Genomic DNA, 23,451 nt, shown 5'->3' on the forward strand with positions numbered 1-23,451 from the left:
TCGTTCGGCGTTTCCCGAGCCGTCACCGTTTCGCTCAGACATGCTCCAGCTGCGGCCGTTTGGGCGGCTGTCCGGCGATGAGGGTGTCCCGGGCCACGCGCTTGGTGATGAAGCGGGGGGCCACGACGGCGGTCCGGTACAAGCGGTAGAGGCGTTCGGCCCGCGGACGTCGCGCCAGGTAGCTCGGGTCGGGTTCGGGGACGTCGAGCGCCTGCGCGAACCGTCGGGCGAAGCGGAGGTGGCCGAGGGGCGAGGGATGCACCCGATCCAGCGCCAGCTCGTCGGCGGTCATCGGGAGGTCGTCCTCGAGGTCGACCAGGACCAGGCCGTGGGCTCGCGCCGCGTCGCGCGCGGCGTCGTTGAGGACGTGCACGCGACCGCGCCACACACGGGCCACCGCGCTGAGGTGGCCGAGGTCGGGGAGGGTGCAGGTGACGATGGTCGCGTCGGGCAGCGCCCGACGGAGGTCCCCGAACAACGCGAGGATCTCGTCGTGGACGCGCCGGCGCGGAAAGGCCAGCGCGATCGCATCGTTGATGCCGGCCACGGCCGTGACGAGGTCGGGAGCCATGGCGACGGCCTGCGGCACCTGGTCCCTGCGCACCTCGTGGGCCCGCACGCTGGGCCGCGCGAGGTTGGCGTACATCGCCTCGGGCGCAGCGAACCGCAACCCGTGGGAGATCATGTCGGCGAAGCCACGAAGCTCCCCGTTGGGGTAGGTATCGCCCTTGCCCTCGGTCAGCGAGTCACCGACGGCGACGAATCTGCGGTAGCTCATCGGGACGGAAGTATGGCATCGGACACCCGCCAGACCTATTGATTGATCGTTCGGTCAAGAACCGGTAGGATCGCCCCGCATCCACCCCACGACACCCCCGAGCAGGCCCGGCCGCGGTCGCCCCGACGGGCCTTGTTCCCGGGGTTTCGTGGGGCCCCTGCCCCCCGATGTCACACCCATGGTGTTCCATGTGATCAGAACACACGTTCACCACAGGAGACACCAGACATGCACGCTTCCCCCACCGACTCGACCGCCTCCGTTCACGACCTGGCCACCGGACACACGCCGCTGACGCAGTCCGCAGACCTGGGATCGCTGCTGACCGTGACCGAGGTCGCGGACTACCTGCGGGTCTCGGAGATGACGGTCTACCGCTTGATCAGCAGCCGGCGGATCGGCGCCAGCAAGATCGGTCGGTCCTGGCGCATCCCGGTCGCCGACGTGCGGGCCTACGTGGAGCAGCAGCACGTCCCGCGTGCCAGCTGACGCCCGGCCGGCGGTGGCATCGGGTCAGCCGTAGCCGATGAACCCGGTGTCCAGGTCCTCCTCGCTGACAGCGATGACCTTCTCGTCGGGCGCCTCGGGCAGGACGGTGTCCAGGTAGCTCGCCACCGCAAGCTCCATGCCGACGTCCTGCCCCTCCTCCTCCGACAGGATCCACTTGTGCCGGAGGATCTCGATGAAGACCTCGACCGGTTCCAGCTTGCCCTGGAGGGTGTCGGGGATGGCCTGGACCGTCGGTTCGAAGACCTCGGTGAGCCAACGGAAGGCCGCAGCGCTGGTCGGCAGCTGATGTCCGGTCGTGGACTCGACCCACGACCGAAAGCTCGCGAGGTCGTTGAGCAACGCCCGCGCCTGCCCCTCCTGGGCGCGGATGCCGGTCAGGTCGGTCAACCGCCGGGAGTGGTGGCCCTGCTCGGTGACCGACGTGCGCAACCGCAGCTTCCCGCGCTCGCTGCCCTCCAGCGGGACCACCTCGACCTCGTCGACGTGGAACCCGAGGTCGTTGAGGCGACGGATGCGTTCGTCGATCAGGTACCGCTCGTCGGTGCCCACGACCTCGTCGCGGTTCAGCTCCTCCCACAGCGCGTCGTAGCGTGTCCGCAGCCCCTCGGCGGTCTCCAGCGGGTCGAGCCCCTCCTCGACCCCGAGCTCGGCCTGCACGTCCATGAGGCCACCGGCGATGTTGGTCTCGGCGATCTCGAGGTCGACCAACCGCTGGCCGTCGGACAACGAGGCGTGGCGTTCGCCGGTCTCCATGTCCACGACGTAGGCCGCCAGCGCGCCCGCGTCACGCTTGAGCAGCGTGTTGTTCAACGAACAGTCGCCCCAGAAGTAGCCGGCGAGGTGCATGCGGACCATCAGCAGTGACAGGGCATCGAGCAGCCGCTCCCCGACCGCGCGGCCCAGGACCCGCCGCCGGTCCTCCTGGCCCCAACGGGTCAGGAACAGGTGGCGATAGGGCAGGCTGTAGTCCAGGTAGCGGGTCACCAGGATGTCGTCGAGCTCGTCGCGCTGGACCACGCCGATCACGTCCACGACGGGCAGCCCGTCGGCCGCCATCTCGCGGAGCAGCCGGTACTCCCGCCGGGCGATGTCCCCGGGCAGCTCCTTGAGGGCGTAGATCCCGTCGCCGACGACGAGGAACCGCACGACGTGGCGATGGGTTCCGCGTGCGACCTCCACGAACGAGGCCTGATCCCACGACTCCAGGGGCAGCGTCCATGGCTGCGTCAGCAGGAACGGTTCGCTCCGGCGGGCGAGGAGTCGCCAGCTGCGTGCAGTCATGACCTCCTGAGCCTAGCCGAACGGGCGGTGAACCTCGTGCGACGCACTCGATGGTGGGCTAGCGTGCCCGACATCATGAATCGCGACGCAGCAGACGAGCCGTTCGCCGCGCTGGAGGGTGAGCCGCCCCACGGGCGCCTCGAGCTCCAGGACGCGATGGACGAGTGCGATCGACGCCTCAAGGAGGTCGCCGACCTCGTCTCGGGGGCCATCCGCCCCATGACCGAGGCGTTCCTCTCCGGCGACACCCTGACCGCCAACCAGCTGGTGGCCGCGGACCACGAGATCGACGTCCGCTGCCAGGCGCTGGAGGAGATGGGGTTCGTGCTCATCGCCCGCCAGGGTCCCGTCGCCCGCGACCTCAGGCGGGTCATCGCCGTCCTGCGCTGCGTCAACGACGTGCTCCGCTCCGGCGACCTCCTGCGCCACGTGGGTGAGTCGTTGCGCTGGATCCACCCGCCGTCGCTGAACCCCAAGCTGCGCGAGACCGTGCAGCAGCTCGGCAACATCAGCCAGCAGCTGTTCGAGGGTGGGATCAACGCCTGGATGGCGCAGGACGCCCTGGCCGCCAACGAGCTGGAGGAGGCCGACGACGAGGTCGACCTCCTTCAGAAGGTGCTGCTGACCGACCTGTACACCGGCGAGCAGTCCGTCGAGGAGGCCGTCAGCCTGGCGTTGATCGCCCGCTACTACGAGCGCATCGCCGACCACGGCGTGGAGATCGCCCGACAGGTGTCCTTCGTCGTCACGGGCGACCGCGTCTGAGGCGAGACCGGCAGACGCAGCCAGAAGTGGTTGCCGTCCACGCTGGTCCGCAGGCCCATCTGGCCGCCGTGCGCGGCCGCCAGGGACCGACACACGAACAGGCCGAGGCCGATGCCATCAGCATCCGTCCTGCCGCGCTGGAACGGTTCGAAGAGCCGCTGGACGTCCTCCGGTGCGATGGGTTGCCCGGGTGAGGAGATGGTCACGATCGCGTCGTCGGCATGACGCCGCACGGTGATCGTGGCCCTGCCGTCCCCGTGCATGCGGGCGTTCTCCAGCAGGTTGTCCAGGATCTGACCGAACCGGTCCACGTCGATGTCGACCATCGCGTCGTCGTCGACGACCAGGACGGGCCGTCCGACGGACCGAGCGCCCACGACCCCGGCCACCGTGGCGGCCAGCGACTCCGTGGTCGGGAACAACCGCAGCCGACCGAGCGCCACCGCGGTGGCATCCACCGCGTCATCGGACAGCCGCTGGAGCCGGTCGACCTGGGCGACGATGCCGGCAGCCGCCCGCGGGATCAGGTCGGTGTCGACCTCATCGGCGAGCAGCTCGGCCCACCCGCGGATCATCTGCAGCGGTGAGCGCAGCTCGTGGGCGACCACGCCGAGATGGCGGTCCCGCTGCACGACGGCCTCGGCGGTCGTTTCGCCGGCCAGGCCCTGGCGGCCGCCGGCGACGAACACCTCGACCCAGCCGTCGAGCACCTCGCGGGCCACGCCGTTGCGCTGGGCAACCAGCTCAGCGTTGACGCCCGCCAGCACCGCCAGGACCGCGGTCGCCCTGACGTCGGCGGTCACGGGTGACGATGCTGACTGCACATCCGGATGGCCTGTCACTTCGTCTACCCGGTGCACCGCAACCCTTCGGTCTCATCCGTACCCCGAGCTCGTCCGTGTCGAGGTGCGTCGAGAAGAGGATCGTACGCATCGGGCGGCTGCACCATGACCCGTTCGAGGGGTTCCACATCGTCATAGTGGGCTAGTCCCCTGTGTGGCCGATGTTGTCATGTCCCTAGAAGGACATCGCAGCCAGCTCGGCCAACGGCGATCGGACGCCCTTGGCCATGGTCACGTGGCCGAACAGGTCGGTGCCCTTGAGCTTCTCGATCAGGGCCGCCATGCCCCCGTGCGGGGAGATGTAGGGGTTGTCGACCTGCGACAGGTCGCCGCAGAACACCACCTTGGAGCCCAGCGCCATCCTCGTCAGGATCACCTTCAGGGTCGGCAGCTCCAGGTTCTGCGCCTCGTCGACGATCACGAACTCGTCGGTGATCGACCGGCCCCGCAGGTAGGTGATCGCCGCCATCTCCAGCTGGCCACGATCGAGCAGGGCGTCGACCATCCGCTGCACGTGGCCCTGCCCGTGGAACGGGCTGTCGGAGTCCTTGCGGAACAGGCTGTAGAGGTTGTCGTGCACTGCGGCCATCCACGGGGACAGCTTGTCGTCGAGGTCGCCGGGCAGGAACCCGACCTCCTGTCGTCCGACCGCCACCAGGGGCCGATAGACGCTCAACCGTCGGTAGGTCGACCGCTCGACGACCTGCTCGAGGCCTGCGGCAAGGGCGAGGAAGGTCTTGCCGGTGCCGGCCATGCCCATCAGCGACACGCAGGGCACGCTCGGGTCGGTCAGCAGGTCCAGGGCGAAGGTCTGCCGCACGTCGCGGGGCTGCACGCCGAAGGCCCGCGGCGACCCCGGCACCCGGGTGACCACGACCTCGTCGTCACGGATCTCGGTGACCCGGGCCAGGCCCGACCCCGACTGGCCGGACTTCAGCACGAGGCACTGGTTGGTCCAGTGGGCGTGGGCCCGATCGGCGAGGACGGCCTTGCCATCGGTGTGGAAGTCCGCCATCCACGACTCGGCGACCTCGATCTCGTCGATGCCGGTGTAGTGGTGGTCGACCTGCACCTGGTCGGCGCGGTAGTCCTCCGCCGGCGCGCCGAGCTGTGCCGCCTTGATCCGCAGGGCGGCGTCCTTGGTGACCAGGGTGCCCCGCAGCGCCAGCGCCACGGCCAGGATGCGGTGGTCGGGCTTCATCGGGTCCAGGTACTTGGGCAGCGTCTGGTCGACGTGGTTGCTCTCGATCCGCAGCGTCCCCCCGCCGCTGAGGGTGACCGGGGAGACCAACCCGTCGGGGCTGCCGGTGCGCAGCTCCTCGATCTGCCGAATCGCATGTCTGGCGTTGCGGCCCACCTCGTCCATCCGCGTCTTCTGCCGGTCCAGCTCCTCCACGACCACCAGGGGGAGCACGACCTCGTGCTCGTCGAAGCGATACATCGCCTGCGGGTCGGCCAACAGCACACAGGTGTCGATGACGTAGCTGATCCGGTTGTCCATCAGGGTGGCCTCTCTGGTTGAACGGTCTGGCTGAACGGTCGCGAGCAGAGCTGGGCGTATGCAGTTGTGGGAGGCGGGCCGACCCGCGGGGGTCAGTCCGGCGGTGGGTGGTAGGTCGCGTCGACGCAGCGGGCGTCGGAGAAGGTGAGGGTGAAGCGTCCGCCCTTCTTGCAGCGGACGTCGGTGACGTCGAGGCCGTCGCGGCCGACGACAAGCGCCACGAGGGCAGGGATGACGTCACCGTGGGAACAAGCCACGACGCGCTTGCCGGCGTAGGTGGTCACGACCCGATCGACGAAGCCCACGGCCCGTCCGCCCAGCCAGGCGGAGGTGACCCAGGCGTCGCCGCCGTCGTGCACGGGCAGCGAGACGACCTCACCGAGGACGTCCTCCTCGACCGCATGCACGCCGAGGGTGTCGGCCAGCGGGTCGAGGGTCTGCAGGCAACGCGTCCACGGGCTGGAGAACAGCTTCGCGATGGGCGCGCCGGAATGGAGCTCCTTGGCCAGCGCCCTCGACTGGTCCATGCCGACGTCGGTCAGCGGTCGTTCGCGGTCCGGTCGGCCCCACCAACGGTCGCGGCTGTGCGCCTTGGCGTGACGGACGAGTTCGATGACGGTTTCCACTCCTGCGGGCACTCTACGTCTCCTGGTCGTCGGTTCCGTGCAGGCATCCCCAACGATCCGTCATGGCTGCTCGCCCGCCCACTTCGGGTGGTCCGGGAACAGCTCGCGCAGGGTCGGGTTCTCCTGGTCCTTGTCGCTGAGGATCGGGTCCTCCAGCGGCCAGTCGACGCCCAGGTCGGGGTCGTTCCAGATCACCGCCGGTTGCGTGATCCCCGGCTGCCAGTAGCCACTGACGTCGTAGAGGTAGTCGGTCCGCTCCTCGCCCAGCGTGACGAAGGAGTTGGCAAGGCCCTCGCTGATGAACAGCCGGATGCGTTCGCCGTCGGGTGGGGTGCCGAGGGTGAAGGTCTCGACGGCGCCGAAGGTCGGCGAGTCGGGCCGGATGTCGGCGATCGCGGCCATCGCCAGGCCACGCACGACGTACACGCACTTGTCCCACGGCTCGGCGTGGAAACCGCGCAGGACGCCGGGCACGGAGTGGGAGTGGTTGCCCTGGCGGAACGTCACCGGACGTCCGAGGGCATCGTCGAGCTCGCGGACCTGGTAGGTCTGGCGAAAGAAGCCGCGGTCGTCGTCGTGGGTGTCCCAGCGGACCACGAGGAGCCCGTCGATGGAGGTCTGTTCGATCGGCATGGCGGGCAGTGTTGCACGCCCGTGCGACCCGTCGGCCTCGCCCGGTCGTCGGGTGCCTCAGCGACCGAAGCGACGCCGTCGACGCTGGAAGTCCCGCAGGGCACGGAGGAAGTCGATGTGGCGGAACTCCGGCCAGTACGGATCGCAGAAGTAGAACTCCGAGTGGGCCGACTGCCACATCAGGAACCCCGACAGACGCAGCTCGCCGGACGTGCGGATGATCAGGTCGGGGTCGGGCGTTCCGGCGGTGTAGAGGTTCGCGGCGATGTGCTCGGGCTGGAGGTCCTCGATCACGTCGGTGATGCTGTCACCCGCCGCTGCGCGCTCCTCCAGGTGGTTGCGCAGCGCATGGATGATCTCCTGCCGTCCGCCGTAGCCGACGGCGATCTGTACGTGGAGGGTGTCGCCGTCGGCCGTGGCGTCCTCGGCCGCGCCGAGCTCCTCCTGCAGCGCCCCCGGCAGGTCACCGATCGCTCCGACGCCGGTGATCCGCAGTCCCGGCCACCGGTCACGTCGGTCGGCCAGGCCTCGCACGCTGGCGCCGATGATCTCCACGAGCGCGGCCAGCTCCTCCTCGTCGCGGCCCAGGTTCTCCGTCGACAGCAACCACAGCGTGACCCACCCGATGCCGAGGGACGCGCACCAGTCCAGCAGCTCGGGGATCTTCTCCGCGCCGGCCCGGTGCCCATCGGCCGGGCTGTCGTAGCCGCGTTCGCGGGCGAACCGCCGGTTGCCGTCCAGGATGACGCCCACGTGCTGCGGCAGGGTGCCCGCGCGCACTCGCGACTCCAGCTGCCGGTCGTAGAGCCGGTACAGCAGGTCGGGACCAAGCGGGACGCGGACAGCCATCGGGCGGGCAGTGTAAGCACGTCGACGCCCGGGACGAGCCCGCCGGTCACCGAACCGTCACCCGCGACGCCATCGGCTGATGCCGATCGGTTGCCCGCCCCGTCGTACCGTGACGTCCGTGCTGGACCCTCGTGTGCTGCGCGACGCCGACGACGTCGCCGCCCATCTCGCTGCGACGTGCTTCGCACCCACCGACGACCTCCCCGTCCGCGGAGCGGTCGGCCTCGAGGCGGAGATGTTCGTCCTCCACACCCGGGACCGACGGCGATCGGACCTGGAGGAGCTTGTGGCCGCGGTCGGCGCGGCAGACGGCGTGGTGGCGCAGGGCGGCAGCGAGCGGCCCCGCTGGTTGTCGGCGGACGGACAGGTCACCGAGGAACCCGGCGGGCAGCTGGAGCTGATCACCGACCCCGAGCCGACCCTGGCCTCGGCGCTGGACCGCCTGGACGGCCTCGCGACGGCGATCGAGCCGTGCCTGGACGCCGCGGGCCTGGCGCTGGCCGGCGCCGGCCTGGACCCGTTCCATCCGGCCGAGGGGCTCGGCGTCCAGCTGGACCTGCCGCGCTACCGCGCCATGGGGACCTACTTCGGCCGCCGGGGCACCAACGGCCAGGCGCTGATGTGTGCGTCGGCCAGCCTGCAGATCAACCTCGACCTCGGACCGCCCGCGATGGCCGTCGACCGGTGGCTGGTCGCGAACCTTGCCGCGCCCCTGGTCGTGGCGACGTTCGCCAACTCCCCCACCAGCGAGGCGGTCAACGGACGGGCGCTTGCCTGGGCACGGCTGGACCCGACCCGAACGGGCGTGCCCGCGCTGATCGCCCCCGGGGTGGACGACCCCGTGGCGCACCTGCTGTGGGACGTCATGCGCGCCGACGTGATGCTGGTCTCCCGCGGCACCGAGATGTCGCCCGGTCGGCCCGGCTGGACGTTCGGGGACTGGGTTCGCGACGGCCATCCCGAGCACGGGCGTCCCACCACCGCAGACGTCGACATGCATCTCTCCACGTTGTTCCCGGAGGTCCGGCTGCGCGGGTTCCTCGAGGTGCGCGGGGTCGACCAGCTGCCAAGGCGTTGGCGCGCCGCGCCGGCGGTGCTGCTGACCGGGCTGCTCTACGACCCCGCCACGACGACCGCAGCCCGCGCCCTCCTGGAGGACGTCCGGCGCGACCTGCCCCGGCTGCAGGGCCGGGCGGTTCGCCGCGGGTTGACCGATCCGCTGGTGTGGGACCTGGCCGGACCGCTGTGGGAGCTCGCCATGGACGGTGCCCGGCGGCTGGGCGAGGACTGGGTCGGGGCGCGCTGGATGGACACCGCCGACGCGTTCCTGGACCGGTTCACCCGCCGGCGTCGCCATCCCGCCGACGAGCAGCGGGACCTGCGCCGCCGCAGCCCCGCCGAGGCGCTGGAGTGGTCCCGGTGACTACCGGCGCGACCGCTTCGGCCGCTTCTTGGGTGGTGCGTCGCGGACACCGAACTTGCTCATCGCGTTGTCGGCCAGGACCTTGCCGTCGGTCTGGCAGGTCGCGCAGTAGTTGACGGTGTAGGCCTTGTACTCCACCGCCCGCACCTCGTCACCGCACTCGGGACACGGCTCGCCGGTGTGGTTGTGCACCCGTGAGGGCCGATCGGCGGAGGACGACATGTCGTCGCGTTCCCGTTCGACGGCCAGGGCCTCCTCGATGGCGTCGTGCATGGCGGCGGCGATCCGCTCGGTGTCCTCGGCCCCCATCGAGGAGGTCTGGGCGAACGGCGACACCTTGGCCCGGTGGCAGATCTCGTTGGCGAGCATCCGGCCGATGCCGGCCAGCACCCGCTGGTCGCGCAACATCGTGTGCACCCGTGCGGAGTGGGCGGCGAACATGGCGGCCAGCTGCTCGGCGTCGACGGTGTCGGCCTCGGGCCCCAACCCGTCCAGCGGTGGTTGCCCCTCGACCTTGCCTCGCAGGACCCACACGCCGGCCTTGCGCTCGGTTCCGGCCTCGGTCAGCAACCACGAACCCCCGTCGGCGAAGGTCCAGCGGAACAGCCCACCGCGAGGTTTCTTCGCCTCCTTGGGGTCGGGACGCAGCCGACCGCCCTGCATGAGGTGCACGGCGTGGGTGGTGTCGCCGAAGTCCAGCAGCAGGTGCTTGCCGCGGGTGCCGACGCGCTGCAGGGCGCTGCCGACGGCGGCGTCGGGCGGCGGGTCGAAGGTCTTGAGCGACGAGAACCCCAGCAGCGTGACGCCGTCGAGGACGTCGTCGGCGAGGGCGGCGGTCATGCGCTCGGCATGGGCGCGGACTTCGGGAAGCTCGGGCACCCGACCATCGTGACACGTCCTGCCGCCGCGGATGTCACACCGGGCACTAGACTCTCCTGCCTATGAGCGAGACCGAGCACGCAGAGCACCTCACCCAGCAGGCCCACGATCGCCTGAAGGAGGAGCTGCAGCGCCGATCCACGACCCTCCGGCAGGAGATCACCGACCGGATCGAGGTGGCGCGCGGTCACGGCGACCTCAAGGAGAACGCCGAGTACCACGCGGCCAAGGACGAGCAGGGCATGAACGAGGATCGCATCCGCGTCCTCGAGTCCCGGCTGCGCAACGCCGTCATCTCCGAGGTCGATCCGAACTCCGGAGAGGTTGCGGTCGGCATGATCGTCACCGTCGACGACGACGGGGACGTCGAGGAGTACTTCATCGGCTCGATGGAGGACACCCCGGGCGAGGGCGTGGAGGTCGTCAGCGCAAGCTCGCCCATGGGCAAGGCCCTGCTGGGAAGCAAGACCGGCGACGCGGTGTCCTACACCGGCCCGACGGGCGTGACGTTCACGATGACAATCACGGACGTCCGCGCGCCGTAACCTACAGGTTCCCTTCGCCGCTGGTTCACGGTTTCGCAATCGGTGGTGCGGAACAATCCCCTGACAGCTCGGTGTTCACAACCAGACCGTTCCTCGACCTCACTGCGTGGTGATGCGAGAGAGTGGGAAGGGTGAGGACTGTGTACGAAGGGGCGACCAACATGACCGCGGTGACCGAACCAGATCAGGTTCGTGCGCTGCTCGCGGCCATGCTGGTCCCGGCGGCCAGCTGTCCCGGACCGGGCGCGGTGGGGCTCGAATCCGAACACTTCGTCGTCCACGTCGACGCGCACGGCGCCCCCGTCGGTCGTGCCGACCTGTCGACCATGACCGCCGTGCTCGACGAGCATCCCGCCCTGGACCCCGAACCACCGAGCGCCACGTCGCTGACGGGGTGGCGCACCGCCGACGGTGCACGGTTGCTGCCCGAACCGGGTGCCCAGCTGGAGTTCGCCGGCCCGCCGGCGTGGACCGCCGCGGCCGCCCTCGGCTCGATGTCGAACGCCATCGGCGACATCGCCACCGTGCTGGACTCGCGTGGCCTGGCGCTCGTCTCCGCGGGCCTGGACGTCTGGCACCCGGCTGGCTCGGTCCGCCAGCAGCTGGCCTGCCCGCGGTACCCCGCGATGCACGACTACTTCGCCCGACGCGGCCCCCACGGCCGGACGATGATGACCCACACCGCATCGCTGCAGGTCAACCTCGACCTGGGCACGGGCAGCCAGCCGGTCGACCGCTGGGCCACGGCGCTGCTCGCCTCGCCGCTGACCACCGCAACCTTCGCCTGCAGCCCGGCCGCCGGGGCGGTCAACGGCCGGGCGCTCGCCTGGCAGTGGCTGGACCCGACCCGCACGGGGGTTCCGGCGGCGTTCGTCGCCGGCGAGGACGACCCCGTCCGGGCGCTGTGCGCCCAGGCGCTGGCCGCCGATGTGCTGCTGTTCCACGCCGCCGAGGACACCGTCCCGGGCGAGCCCGGTTTCACGCTGGAGCGATGGATCACCGATGGACATCCCGTCCACGGCCGGCCAACGACCGCCGACGTCGCCTATCACCTGACCACCCTGTTCCCCGAGGTCCGGCTGCGCGGCTTCCTGGAGATCCGATCCGTGGACGCCCTGCCCGAACGGTGGCGCGCCGTCCCCGTCGTCCTCCTGGCCGGGCTGCTGTACGACGACCGCACCCTCGACGGCGTCCGTGCGCTGCTCGAGCCCCAACGGTCACGCCTGCCCGAGCTGCTGCAGCGCGCCGCCCACCTCGGCGTGGCCGACGGTGAGCTGTGCGCCATGGCCGTGGAGGTGTGGACCATGGCGGCCGAGGGCGCCGCGCGGCTGGGCCCGGCGTTCCTCGACGCTGCCGACATCCGCCGGACCGAACGGTTCCTCGACCGCTTCACCCTCCGGGGCCGCACCCCTGCCGACGAGCTCCGCGAACGGTTCGTGGACGGTCCGGCCGCCGCGCTGGACTGGGCCCGCGAACCCGTCGGCACGCTGACCCTGTGCTGACCTGCGACTGACCGGCCCTGGCCGACCCGACCCACCTGACCAACCCCCGCCACCACGACCGTCCCAGCCCTGGAGGACCCACGTGCGCGACACCCCGACGACGACCACCAGCCACGCCGATCATCGGCGGGTGAAGGCCCGCCTGGCCGCGGCGCTCGACAACGGCCGTCGGTGGACGTACACCCTGCTGGACCCGCTGGACGACGAGGCGATGCACCGCCAGTTCGACCGCATCATGTCCCCGTTGGTGTGGGACCTCGGCCACATCGGCAACTTCGAGGAGCTGTGGCTGCTGCGCGGGCTGGGTGACCGCAGCCAGCACGACCCCGACCTCGACCGGATCTACAACCCCTTCGACAACCCCCGGTGGACCCGCGCCGACCTGCCGCTGCTCCGGCGGCCCGAAGCGACGGAGTACGCCGCAGACATCCGCGCCGACGCCCTGCGGCTGCTCGACGCCATCGACCTGGACCCCGACGTGCCGCTGCTCGCCGACGGCTTCGTCTACCACATGGTCCTGCAGCACGAAGCGCAGCACCAGGAGACGATGCTGCAGGCGCTGGACCTGCGTGAGGACCCCCGTCCCGGTGATGCCGACGAGCTCGCGGCGGTCGACGATCCCCGCTTGCAGCTGTACCTGCCGGCCACCGCCCGGACCGTCCGCCAGCCGCGCCGGGTCGACGACACCGACATCGTGACGATCGCCGGCGGACCGTTCGGGTTCGGGGCCATGCGCGGGGTCGACGTGCCGCTCGGTGCCGGTCCCGCGGCGCGCGAGGCGGCCGTGGCGGCCTACGACAACGAACGCCCGCACCACCTCGTCGACGTGCCGACCTTCGCCATCGACCGGTTCCCCGCGACGGCCCGTCGATACGCCGCGTTCGTGGCCGATGACGGCTACCGCGAGGACCGCTGGTGGTCGCCCCGGGGGATCGAGTGGCGCAACGAGACCGGGCACACCGCACCCCAGGGGTGGGTGGCCACCGCCGACGGGGGCTGGCGGATCCGCCGCTTCAACCGGATCGACGAGCTGGACCCACGCGAGCTGGTCGAGCACATCAGCTTCTTCGAGGCCGAGGCGTTCGCCGCGTGGTGCGGTGGTCGGCTGCCCAGCGAACAGGAGTGGGAGAAGGCCGCCGCCCACGACCCGGCGACCGGCACCTCCCGTCCGTTCCCGTGGGGGGATGCCGCACCCGGGCCGGCGCTGGCCAACGTCGACCGGGCGCTGTGGGGGCCCTCGCTGGTCGGCAGCTACCCGCAGGGGGCGTCGGCCCTGGGCGTCGAGCACCTGCTCGGCGACAGCTACGAATGGACGACCAGCGACTTCGAGCCCTACCCCGGCTACACCACGTTTCCTTACCCCGAGTACAGCGAGGTGTTCTTCGGCGGGGACTGGAAGGTGCTGCGAGGGGCATCCTGGGCGACCCGTCGTGGGGTGGCCCGCACCACGTTCCGCAACTGGGACCATCCCTACCGACGACAGATCTTCTCCGGCGTCCGCGTGGCCTACGACGTCGACGGCGTGGGACGTCCGGCCACCCCACGGCGGCACTGAGGATGTGCCGCCTCGCTGCTCGGACCGGACCGTCCGCGCCACTCTCGAGCCTGCTGTACGACCCTCCTCGGTCGCTGGAGGTCCTGGCTTACGACCCACGCGAGCAGCAGTCGGGCCACGTCAACGTCGACGGCACCGGGGTCGCCTGGTTCGACGACGCCGACCCCGCGCCCCTGTCCTATCGCAGCATCCAGCCTCCGTGGTCGGACCCCAACCTGCCCGTCCTGTCGCGCCGCCTGACCAGCACGGTGATCCTCGCCGCGGTCAGGTCGACCACACCCGGCCTGCCGCAGGGCCCGTCCTTCGTGCACCCCTTCACCAGCGGTGGCCTGGCAGGCACCCACAACGGCTGGATCGCCGACTTCCGGGCGACCGTCGCCCGGCCGCTGATGGCGGAGCTGTCGGACCGGGCGTTCGCCGAGCTCCCCGGGCCGAGCGACACCGCGGTGCTGTTCGGCCTGGCCGCTGACGCCCACCGGGGCGGCGCCTCGGTGCTGGAGGCCGCGGAGGAGGCAACGGCGCGGACCGCGAAGGCCTGCCGCTCGCTCGGGGTCACCGCCACCCTGACCCTCGTGCTCGCCGACCGGACCGGCGTCGCCGCCGTCAACGCCGCGGTCGACCGGCCCGCCAACTCCCTGTACGTGGCCACCGACCCCGACGGCGCCCACCTGCTGGCCAGCGAACCCCTCGACCCCGCCCTCGACTGGCGTCCCGTTGCCGAGGGCACCCGAGCCCACCTGACCCCCACGAGCCTGGAGATCCACCCGTGAGCGCCACCTTCGACCTGACCCGCATCGCGGTCGACACCGACTACCACGGGCAGATGGCTGCCGACGTCCGCGCGGGGCTGACAGCCACCCCGAAGGCGCTGCCACCGAAGTACTTCTACGACGCCGCGGGGTCGGAGCTGTTCGTCCGCATCACCCAGCTGGAGGAGTACTACCAGACCCGCACCGAGACGGCGATCCTCGAACAGGTGGCCGACGCCATCGTGGCCGATATCGCCCCGGTGGAGCTCGTGGAGCTGGGGTCGGGGGCCAGCCGCAAGACCCGGGTCCTGCTCGAGGCCATGCACCGCAGCGGTGCGGCCGAGCGGCCGCGATACGTCCCCTTCGACGTCAGCGAGGACGCGATCGTCGGGGCCGCCGAGGCGCTGACCGGCGACTACGCATGGCTGGACGTGCACGGCATCGTCGGCGACTTCGACCACCACCTGACCGACGTCCCCCGCAGCGGCCGACGACTGGTGGCCTTCCTGGGCTCGACCATCGGCAACCTCGACCCCGACGAACAGGTCGCGCTGCTGACCCAGGTGCGGGCCATGCTCGACGACGGCGACGGGTTCGTGCTCGGCGTGGACCTGGTGAAGGACGCCACGACGCTGGTCCGGGCCTACGACGACGCCGAGGGGGTGACCGCCGCGTTCAACCGCAACGTCCTCCACAACGTCAACGCCACGCTCGGCGCGGACTTCGAACCCGACGACTTCGACCATGTCGCCCGATGGAACGACGCGGAGTCGCGCATCGAGATGTGGCTGCGCGCACGCCGGGACATGCAGGTGCGGGTCAAGGACCTCGACCTCGACGTCGAGCTCGTGGAGGGCGAGGAGGTGCACACCGAGATCTCCTCCAAGTTCACCGAGCCCACGATCACCGACCGGTTGGCCACCGCGGGCTTGCGGGTGGCCCGGTTCGACACCGATCCGCGCGGCTGGTTCGGGGTCGTCACGGCCGTGCCCGCCGGGTGACGCCGTCGTGACCTCCGCACGTCGCCGGCTGACCGCCGGACAGGCCCGACGTGTCGTGCTCGCCCGGCTCGGCATGCAGCGACGCCGGCCCTCCGGTCGCATCGACGCACGACACTTCCGGCGGGTCTACGACGACATCCGTGTGGTGCAGATCGACCCGATCAACGTGCTTGCCCGGGCACACCACCAGGTGGTGATGAGCCGGCTCGGCCCCTACGACACCGACGCGCTGGATCGCTGGATGTGGCGGTCCGGTGAGGTGTGGGAGGGCTGGATCCACGTCGACGCCACCGCGCAGGTCGACACGTGGCCGTTGCTGGCGCACCGTCGGGCCTCGACGCTGCCGTGGCGAGCGGTCCGCCACGTCATGGACGAACGCCCCGACTACCTGCAGTCGGTGATGGCCGACGTGGCCGAACGAGGTCCGCTGTCGGCCGCCCAGCTCGCCGACCCCGGCGGCCGCATCACCACGTGGGGCAGCCGGTCGATGGGTCGGGCCGCGCTGGACTACCACCACCTGCGGGGGGCCCTCGCCATCGCCTGGCGCGACGACCGCATGACCGCGTACTTCGACCTGCCGGAGCGTGTCATCCCATCGGTGTGGCTGGACGCACCGGTGCCCTCCCCCGAGGAGGCCGAACGTGCGTTGCTGCTCCGGGCGCTGGAGGCCGTCGGGGTGGGCACAGCCGCAGACCTGGCCGATCACCATCGTCAGCACGTGCCGACCGCCCGTCGCCACCTCGCTGCGCTGGCCGCCGCAGGACTGGTCGAGCAGGTCGACGTCGAGGGCTGGCGCGGCCCCGTCTACGCCGTCCCCGACCTGGTGGTCCCACGCGGGATCGGTGCCGCGACCCTGCTGAACCCGTTCGACCCCGTCATGTGGAACCGGCCACGGGTCGCCCGCATGTTCGACCTCGACTACACCGTGGAGATCTACGTCCCTGCCGACAAGCGCCGGTGGGGCTACTACGTGCTGCCGTTCCTGCTGGGCGATCGGCTGGTCGCGCTGGTCGACCTCAAGCACGACCGGAAGGTCGGCGTGCTGCGCGTGGCAGCGGCACACCTGCTCCCCGGCGCCGACGCCGCCACGGTGGTGCCGCCGCTGGTGGACGAGCTGCACTCGTGGGCGACCTGGGTGGGTGCCGACGAGGTCGAGGTGGTCCGCCGCGGTGATCTCGCCACTGCCCTTTCGAGCCGCGTCTGAGTGCCCTAGGTTCTTGGATTAACGCCGTTAACCCTCGTTCCGGAGCCGAGCATGACCGCCAGCCGCATCGTCAACCGTCAGTGCCAGCTGTGCGAGGCGCACTGCGGCGTCAGGGTCCACGTCGATGGCGACGCGGTCACCAGGATCGAGGGCGACCCCGAGGATGTGATGAGCAAGGGCTACATCTGCCCGAAGGGGACGACCCTGTGGGACCTGCATCGCGACCCGGAACGGCTGCGCCGACCGCTGGTGCGCGTCGGCGACGGTTTCGAGGAGGCGTCGTGGGCGGACGCCCTGTCCCTGGCCGGCGAACGCATGCGGGCGATCCAGCGCGACCACGGTCGTGACGCGCTCGGCCTGTACGCCGGCAACCCAACCGCACACAGCTCCTCGGCGCTGGCGGTGGAGGTCCTGGCCCGCCTGCTGCGCAGCCGCAACCGGTTCTCTGCCGCCTCGGTCGACCAGTTCCCCCAGTACGTGGCCGCCCACGAGATGTTCGGCGACACGACCCTGATGCCGGTTGCCGACATCGACCGCACCGACCTGCTGGTCGTCATCGGCGCCAACCCGGCGGTGTCCAACGGGTCGATCACGACCATGCCGGACGCCCGAGGTCGGCTGAAGGCGATCCGTGCCCGGGGCGGCCAGGTCGTCGTGGTCGATCCGCGCAGGACCGAGACCGCTCGGCTGGCCGACCAGCACGTCGCGGTCCGTCCGGGTGGGGATCCGGCGTTGCTGCTCGGGGTCCTCCACGTGCTGTTCCGCGACGGCGCAGTCGACACTCGCGACCTGCCGGTCACCGGGCTGTACGAGGTCGAGCGGCTGGCGGGCCCATGGACGCCGGAGCGGGCCGCCGGGGCTTCCGGGGTGGACGCCACGGTGATGGTCGAGCTGGCGCACGCGCTGGGCGGTGCCGAGCGGGCCTGCGTCTACGGCCGGATCGGCGTGTGCCACCAGCCGACCGGCACCGTGACCCACTGGCTGATCAACGTGCTCAACGTGGTCACCGGGAACCTCGACCGGCCGGGTGGCGCCATGTTCGCCTCCCCGCCGGTCGACCTGGCGGCGGTGCTCAGGCTGCTGTGGGGGAAGTCCAGCCTCGGCACGAGCCCGAGCCGGGTCCGCGGACGGCGGGACGTCCACGGTGAGCTGCCCGTCGTGGCGATGCCCGAGGAGGTCCTCACCGACGGGCCCGGCCGGCTCCGCGGGTTGATCACCGTGGCCGGCAACCCGGCCCTGTCGAGTCCCGAGTCGTCACGGGTCGAGGAGGCCCTGCGCCACCTCGACCTGATGATCAGCGTCGACATGTACGTGACCGAGACAACCCGGCACGCCGACATCATCCTGCCGCCCGTCAGCCACCTCGAGCGGGACGACCTCGACATCGTCTTCCCCTACTTCAGCGTCCGCAACAACCTGCGGTGGTCGCCGAAGGTGTTCGAGCCACCGGCCGACAGCCTGACGGACTGGTCGATCATCCTGCGGCTCGCCGCCGAGCTGCCCGGCGGGGCGGTGGGCGGCGCCGTTCGTCCGGCCCTCCGTGCGATCAGCGGCGTGGTGCCCGACACGCTCGTCACCAGCGCCCTCGTGGCCACCGGGCCCCAGGGCCCGCTCCGTCGCGGACGCAACGGCATCACCGCCGCGGCCGCACGTCGGGCCAGGGGCGGGCTGGACCTCGGCGCGCTCGAACCCCGCCTGCCCGGCATCCTCCGGACCCGCGACCGCCGGGTGCAGCTGGCCCCACCGACGCTGCTCGAGGCGGCGGGAACGCTGGCGGACCACGCCCCCGAGGACACGGGCGACTACGACCTTCAGCTGATCGGACGGCGACACCTGCGCAGCAACAACTCGTGGCTGCACAACATCGAGTCGATGGTGAAGGGCCGGGACCGCTGCACCGTCATGCTGCATCCCGACGACGCCGCGGCACGGGGGCTGGTCGACGGCGATCACGTCGTCGTGTCCTCCCGGGTGGGGACCATCGAGCTGCCCCTGGAGGTCAGCGAGGACATGCGGCCCGGCGTGGTGTCCATCCCGCACGGATGGGGCCACGACGTCAAGGACGTCGGATGGTCGACCGCTGCCGCCACGCCCGGGGTCAACGTCAACCTGCTGACCGAGGCCGGGCTGGTGGACGGCCTCAGCGGGAACGCCGCGCTCAACGCCACCTGGGTTCGGGTCGAGCCCGTTCGGGACCTGCCGGTCTCCGACGGCGCCGATGGGGCCTCGACCACGTCGGGGACGGTACCCGCGACCACTTGACCGGACCCGTCGGGCAGGGGTCGGGTTGGGCCGGTTCGGTTCGAGCGGGTAGCGTTCCCTGTGGGTCCGGCTCGGGGGCCCACTTTCTTCGTCCTGCCCCTCCCACCCCTAGGTTCTGGTTCAACCGTGCAGGTTTCCGGTCGCTTCTCACCTCATCCCCGTGGCTTCGGCTTCGTCGACCCCGCTCCCACCGCCACAGGCAACCCGCCTGTGGTCGTGGACGATGCTGGTCGTACGCACAAGGTCGAGTCCGTCTTCGTCCCACCGGACGTCGCGCGCGGTTGGATCGCCGACGACCGTGTCGTCGCGACCCTCGCCGTCGACGACCAGGGTCGCCTCAACGCGGCGTCCATGACGTTGGAGTCCCGCCAGCGGCGCTTCGTCGTCGGCGTGGTCCAGCCGTTCGCCGGGAAGATGGTGCTGTCCCCCGACGCCCGTCTCGGCAGCGGCGAGATCCCCATGGACGACGCCATGTCGGCCAAGCTGATGCATGCCGAGGGCAAGCAGATCGTCGCCACGCTGGCGCCGACCGGCAAGGCCATGTGCACCGCGCTGGTCGCCGGTCCGCTGCCGACGTTCGCGCCGTCCGCGGTCCGTGCCCGGGCGGTCGTGATCGCCCACGGTGGCGCCACCCCCGACTCGATCCCGGGTGGCCCTGCCGCTGTCGGCCTGCCGCCGGCGGAGACCAACTCCAACGTCCTGCGCGCCACCGGCCGCATGGCGGCTGGCCAGGCCGGGTTGTCCGCCGGCCTGTCCTCCGAGGAGGGTCCCGTCCCCGGTCCGCACGCGGAGATGATCGACCGTCGCCACGAGGTGCAGGTCACCATCGACGCCGACACCTCCAAGGACCTCGACGACGCCCTCACCGGCGCGTGGTCCGGCCAGGCCGCCGACCCGGTCCTGGTCAAGGTCCACATCGCCGACGCCGCGGGCACCATCGGCATCGGCTCGGCTGCTGACCGCTACGCCCGCACCGTTGCGGCCACCGCGTACTTCACCGCTGGGCCGAACGCCTCGATGATCGACCCGGCGCTGTCGGAGGGCGACCTGTCGCTGCTGCCCAAGCAGGACCGTCGTGCCGTCACCGTCACCATGCTGGTCGACCCCGACGGCTCGGTCTCGGGTACCGAGGTCGACCTGTCCTGGATCAACCCCGACGCCCGGCTGTCCTACGCCGCCGTCGAGGAGTACCTGGAGAACCCGACGCCGACCGGCCTCGCCAAGACCCGCAACGGGGTCAGCGGTGCCGACCCGGAGTCCCTCGGTGCGGTCACCGCGACGGTCATCTCCCTCGCCGAGGCCGCCCGCCGCCTGGGCGCCGAGCGCGATGCGCGTGACACCCTCGAGGACCTGTTCACCGACGCCGAGCTCGAGGCCGTCGTCGTCGACGGCAAGATCCGCACCGCCGAGGCCGACCCGCACCCGGTCGCGCAGCGGGTGGTGGAGCGCCTCATGGTGGCCGCCAATGAGGCCGTCGCCGGCTGGGCGCACGCCATCGGCCTGCCCATGCTGTACCGCGGGCACGTCGGGTTCGACCCCGAGCGGGTCGACACGCTTCGCCAGGCTGCGGCCGCGCTGAACGTGCCGTTCGCCGAGGACGCCACCATCCAGCCCAAGGACCTGGTCGCGCTCGTCGAGCGCCTTCAGGAGGAGGGTCGTGAGGACGCTGCTGCGGCGCTCGCGACCGTCGCCACCGGTGTGGTTGCCCGTGCGGGGTACACCGCGACGCCGTCGGCCCACGACGCGCTCGGTTCGGGGTTCTACACCCACTTCACGAGCCCCCTGCGTCGCTACACCGACCTGGTCGTGCACCGTCAGCTGCGTGCGGCGATCGCCGACGAGATGCCGCCGTACACCACCGAGGACCTCGCCGCGCTGGCCACCTGGCTGGACGCTCGCGGCGGTGCCGTCAACCACGCCCAGGCGCTGGAGCGCAACGCCCTGTGGGCGGTGCTGCTGGACCGCAAGGCCATCACCTGGCCCACCCCCGGCACGGTCGTGGGGATCAGCAAGGCCGGTCTGCGCATCCGCTTGACCGTCCCCGGTGTGGTCGGCTTCATGTCGGCCGCGCGTGCGCTGGGCCTCCCGCCCCGCGAGCGCGCGTCGCTGGAGCTGGACGAGACCGGCATGGCGACCGTCGACGGCAAGTACCACCTGGGCGCGTCGATCAAGGTCCGCCTCGACCGCCTGGACGAGCTCGGCCGCCCGGACGTCAAGCCGGCCTGAGGACCCGAGCCGCGTGGTTACCGGCGCGATCGGGGCCCAAGTCGCCCATGGGCGATGACCGGCACGATTCGCCGCCGGCCGCTCCCCTCACGGCGCCTCCCGCGGGGCTCAGGTGCGCGGAAGGACTCCGACGACCTGCCACTCCTCGCCCACCGGGCCGAGGACCAGCAGGAAGGGCGTCGTCGACTGCACGGGGACGACACGGGCCCAGGCGTAGACGTCGGGCCCGTACTCGCTGAGGAGGGCGGTAGTGCCGTCGGCGTCGGCCAGCGACCGGACGGCACCGAGCTCGACCAGATCGGGCTGGTCCTCCTCGCACAGCTGTGAGGCCAGCACGGGCGCACCGACGAGGCGAGCCTCCAGCGCTGCCGTGTCCGCGCAGTCCACCCGTGCGTCGACCCACTGGCGGGCGGCGGCGTCGGCACCGTCCTGGGAGGGGTAGAGGGCACGGTTCTCGGTGGCGGTGGTCTCCACGCGCCACAGGCCGTCCTCCTCCTGCAGCGTCCAGGTCGAGCGGCCGCGGGCGGCGACCAGCCCGATGACCGGGTCGATCATCGGCTCGAACCCGGTGAGCGTGTCGATGCGCGCGGTGCCAGACCCGTCGTCGTCGACGTTGTCGACGCGATAGCCGGTGATGCGGGGGAAGTCGGCGTGGGCGTTCACCCACAGCGCAACGCTCGGGTAGAGGGTGTTCTGGACCGACTCCGTCAGGAACGCGTAGGAGGTCTCCCAGTCGCCCGACGCCTCGGCGGCAAGGAACCCGCGGAGGGCCTGCTCGGGGTCGGTGGCGTCGTCGGGGGCGATGCCAGCGTCCGGTGCCGGCAGCTCGGCAGCCGCCTCCGGATCCCCGTCCCGGCTGGTCGAGGACGTCGTGACCGGGGTATCGGCATCCTGGTCACCGCCGCTTCCGAAGACCCCGGCCAGGGCGAGGCCGGCGCCCAGGCCAACGACGAGCGCAAGCACGATGAACACCGCCGTTCGGACACGGCTACGGGAAGGGGCATCCGAGCCGCTTTGGTCGGGCATGGTGCCGTAGGGGGTGTCCATATGGTCATTGTCAGTCATTTGTGGGTGCATCTCGGTTGAAGTTCGGAGCAATGGGCAAGCCGGACGGGGTGGTCGTTACGAACCACTCACTGCTGGGAGGCGTCTGCGCGGACTCGTCTGCGCCACCGCGTTCCGGCTGACCGAGTATCCGACAAGGCCTTGGAGGCCAAACACATGAGCAGATTCACAGTTGCGCTGGTCGCGGCTGTCTCGATGCTGTTCGCCCTGGCAGGACCTGCGCTCGCGCAGGACAGCCCGAGCCCGATCGTGAGCGGTCCGACGACCGTTGACGAAGCGGTGGCTTGGAGCCAGGCGACCTTCGCAGACGGCAGCGCACCCGACGTGATCCTTGCACGCGACGACAACTTCCCGGACTCCCTCGGAGCCGGCGCGGTCCAGGCCGCCCTCGAAGCCCCGTTGCTGCTGACCAACTCAACCCTGCTGAGCCCGCAGACCGCCGCTGAGATGACTCGTCTCGGTGCGGAACGCGTCATCATCCTGGGCGGCGAGGAAGCGGTCGGCCCGACCGTCGTCACCGAGCTCGAGCTCCTGGGCGTCGAGACCGAACGGGTTGGCGGATCCACGCGTGCCCTGACGGCCGTCGCCATCATCGAGCGGTTCTTCCCCAACGCCACCGCAGTCGTCGTCGCCCGCGCCGACGCTGCCGAGGGCAACCCCACGAGCGCCTTCGCTGACTCCATCGTCACCGCGGCCGTCTCTGCGGTCGCCCACGTGCCGATCCTGCTGACCAACTCCGACACCCTGCTGCCCGAGACCGGTGACGCCCTCGCGGCGCTGCCGATCGAGAACATCATCGTGGCCGGTGGCACCGACGCCATCAGCGACGCGGTCGTGGACGACATCGCCTCGGCCATCGACGACGGCAACAGCGGCACCGAGGAGTCCGTCCAGCGCCTGGCCGGTCCCTCCCGTGACGTGACCGCCATCGAGATGATGTCCTACCTCGGCTACTCCTCCGCCGCTGACGCCTCCCGCGTCCTGCTGGTCGAGGGCTACGCCGACGACGCATGGGCCTCCGGCTTCGCGTCGGCCGTCCAGGCCGGCAACGGTGCCGCGCTGGTGCTGTCCAACGGCGATGACATCTCCGACGCCACCGCCGACTTCCTGTCGGGCGCCGGCGTGCCGCTCATCTGCGGTCCCGGAACCACGCAGTCCGCTTGCGACGCCGCGTCCGCGGCGCTGAACGGCTGACGCCATGACACCTGACATCGAACCCAAGACACACCCATACCCCATGCAGAGAGGTACACAG

Annotated in this window: 21 protein-coding genes; 12 read left to right on the top strand and 9 right to left on the bottom strand. The window is 71.1% G+C overall.

All coding sequences use genetic code 11. From position 1 onward, the window contains the following. Window positions 1-34: 34 nt before the first annotated feature. On the bottom strand, window positions 35-778 hold the full coding sequence (locus DVS28_RS19040) for an SGNH/GDSL hydrolase family protein (RefSeq protein ID WP_114592877.1): 744 nt from the start codon (window positions 776-778) through the stop codon (window positions 35-37). Between the two features lie 228 nt (window positions 779-1,006). Between DVS28_RS19040 and DVS28_RS19045 the strand changes: the two genes are divergently transcribed. Next, entirely contained in the window at window positions 1,007-1,267 is a 261-nt protein-coding gene (locus DVS28_RS19045; protein ID WP_114592878.1) for a helix-turn-helix domain-containing protein, read from the top strand. 24 nt (window positions 1,268-1,291) lie between these two features. On the opposite strand, the gene DVS28_RS19050 is transcribed toward DVS28_RS19045, so the two are convergent. Continuing rightward, window positions 1,292-2,569, bottom strand: a complete 1,278-nt coding sequence (locus DVS28_RS19050; RefSeq protein ID WP_114592879.1) for a DUF4032 domain-containing protein — start codon at window positions 2,567-2,569, stop codon at window positions 1,292-1,294. A 75-nt stretch (window positions 2,570-2,644) separates the two neighbouring features. On the opposite strand from DVS28_RS19050, the gene DVS28_RS28610 reads away from it, so the two are divergent. Then, complete coding sequence (locus tag DVS28_RS28610) at window positions 2,645-3,334, top strand: phosphate signaling complex PhoU family protein (protein WP_164710767.1); 690 nt, start codon at window positions 2,645-2,647, stop codon at window positions 3,332-3,334. Here the strand turns inward: DVS28_RS28610 and DVS28_RS19060 are convergent. The 5 genes from DVS28_RS19060 to uppS form a co-directional block, all read right to left on the bottom strand. Beyond that, complete coding sequence (locus DVS28_RS19060; RefSeq protein ID WP_164710768.1) at window positions 3,259-4,137, bottom strand: ATP-binding protein; 879 nt, start codon at window positions 4,135-4,137, stop codon at window positions 3,259-3,261. The genes DVS28_RS28610 and DVS28_RS19060 overlap by 76 nt on opposite strands. Before the next feature lie 214 nt (window positions 4,138-4,351). Then, entirely contained in the window at window positions 4,352-5,677 is a 1,326-nt protein-coding gene (locus tag DVS28_RS19065) for a PhoH family protein (protein ID WP_114592881.1), read from the bottom strand. A gap of 92 nt (window positions 5,678-5,769) precedes the next feature. After that, entirely contained in the window at window positions 5,770-6,303 is a 534-nt protein-coding gene (locus tag DVS28_RS19070) for a histidine phosphatase family protein (protein WP_164710769.1), read from the bottom strand. A gap of 60 nt (window positions 6,304-6,363) precedes the next feature. Beyond that, a complete protein-coding gene (locus DVS28_RS19075) occupies window positions 6,364-6,936 on the bottom strand; it encodes a dTDP-4-dehydrorhamnose 3,5-epimerase family protein (protein WP_114592883.1) in 573 nt (190 codons plus the stop codon). 57 nt (window positions 6,937-6,993) lie between these two features. Continuing rightward, window positions 6,994-7,785 (bottom strand): polyprenyl diphosphate synthase, encoded by a 792-nt coding sequence (gene uppS, locus DVS28_RS19080; RefSeq protein WP_114592884.1) that lies wholly within the window; start codon window positions 7,783-7,785, stop codon window positions 6,994-6,996. Between the two features lie 118 nt (window positions 7,786-7,903). Between uppS and DVS28_RS19085 the strand changes: the two genes are divergently transcribed. After that, on the top strand, window positions 7,904-9,208 hold the full coding sequence (locus DVS28_RS19085; RefSeq protein ID WP_164710770.1) for a glutamate-cysteine ligase family protein: 1,305 nt from the start codon (window positions 7,904-7,906) through the stop codon (window positions 9,206-9,208). Here DVS28_RS19085 and DVS28_RS19090 read toward each other — a convergent pair whose 3' ends face one another. Further along, complete coding sequence (locus DVS28_RS19090) at window positions 9,209-10,087, bottom strand: DNA-formamidopyrimidine glycosylase family protein (RefSeq protein ID WP_114592886.1); 879 nt, start codon at window positions 10,085-10,087, stop codon at window positions 9,209-9,211. A gap of 62 nt (window positions 10,088-10,149) precedes the next feature. Here DVS28_RS19090 and DVS28_RS19095 point away from each other — a divergent pair, with 62 nt between their 5' ends. The 8 genes from DVS28_RS19095 (at window position 10,150) to DVS28_RS19130 (ending at window position 21,131) form a co-directional block, all read left to right on the top strand. Then, complete coding sequence (locus tag DVS28_RS19095; protein WP_114592887.1) at window positions 10,150-10,632, top strand: GreA/GreB family elongation factor; 483 nt, start codon at window positions 10,150-10,152, stop codon at window positions 10,630-10,632. A 131-nt stretch (window positions 10,633-10,763) separates the two neighbouring features. Beyond that, window positions 10,764-12,134 carry a glutamate-cysteine ligase family protein gene (locus tag DVS28_RS19100; protein WP_164710771.1) on the top strand — a complete coding sequence of 457 codons (1,371 nt, stop codon included), beginning with the start codon at window positions 10,764-10,766 and terminating at the stop codon, window positions 12,132-12,134. An 82-nt stretch (window positions 12,135-12,216) separates the two neighbouring features. After that, on the top strand, window positions 12,217-13,689 hold the full coding sequence (locus DVS28_RS19105) for an SUMF1/EgtB/PvdO family nonheme iron enzyme (RefSeq protein ID WP_114592889.1): 1,473 nt from the start codon (window positions 12,217-12,219) through the stop codon (window positions 13,687-13,689). A 2-nt stretch (window positions 13,690-13,691) separates the two neighbouring features. Then, a complete protein-coding gene (locus DVS28_RS19110) occupies window positions 13,692-14,459 on the top strand; it encodes a class II glutamine amidotransferase (protein ID WP_114592890.1) in 768 nt (255 codons plus the stop codon). A 53-nt stretch (window positions 14,460-14,512) separates the two neighbouring features. After that, entirely contained in the window at window positions 14,513-15,439 is a 927-nt protein-coding gene (egtD, locus tag DVS28_RS19115; RefSeq protein ID WP_114594277.1) for an L-histidine N(alpha)-methyltransferase, read from the top strand. 7 nt (window positions 15,440-15,446) lie between these two features. Continuing rightward, window positions 15,447-16,643 carry a winged helix-turn-helix domain-containing protein gene (locus tag DVS28_RS19120; protein ID WP_114592891.1) on the top strand — a complete coding sequence of 399 codons (1,197 nt, stop codon included), beginning with the start codon at window positions 15,447-15,449 and terminating at the stop codon, window positions 16,641-16,643. 51 nt (window positions 16,644-16,694) lie between these two features. After that, the gene (locus tag DVS28_RS19125) at window positions 16,695-18,905 is read left to right on the top strand and encodes a molybdopterin-dependent oxidoreductase (protein WP_114592892.1); all 2,211 of its coding nucleotides are present in this window, start codon (window positions 16,695-16,697) and stop codon (window positions 18,903-18,905) included. 210 nt (window positions 18,906-19,115) lie between these two features. Continuing rightward, window positions 19,116-21,131: a ribonuclease catalytic domain-containing protein gene (locus DVS28_RS19130; RefSeq protein ID WP_114592893.1), complete on the top strand. Its 2,016-nt coding sequence runs from the start codon at window positions 19,116-19,118 to the stop codon at window positions 21,129-21,131. Between the two features lie 108 nt (window positions 21,132-21,239). Here DVS28_RS19130 and DVS28_RS19135 read toward each other — a convergent pair whose 3' ends face one another. Then, a complete protein-coding gene (locus DVS28_RS19135; protein ID WP_216826150.1) occupies window positions 21,240-22,196 on the bottom strand; it encodes a hypothetical protein in 957 nt (318 codons plus the stop codon). Window positions 22,197-22,352: 156 nt separating this feature from the next. Here DVS28_RS19135 and DVS28_RS19140 point away from each other — a divergent pair, with 156 nt between their 5' ends. Further along, entirely contained in the window at window positions 22,353-23,390 is a 1,038-nt protein-coding gene (locus DVS28_RS19140; protein WP_114592895.1) for a cell wall-binding repeat-containing protein, read from the top strand. Window positions 23,391-23,451: the final 61 nt, after the last annotated feature.

The sequence above is a fragment of the Euzebya pacifica genome, assembly GCF_003344865.1.
In the GTDB taxonomy this organism is placed as follows: Bacteria; Actinomycetota; Nitriliruptoria; order Euzebyales; family Euzebyaceae; genus Euzebya; species Euzebya pacifica.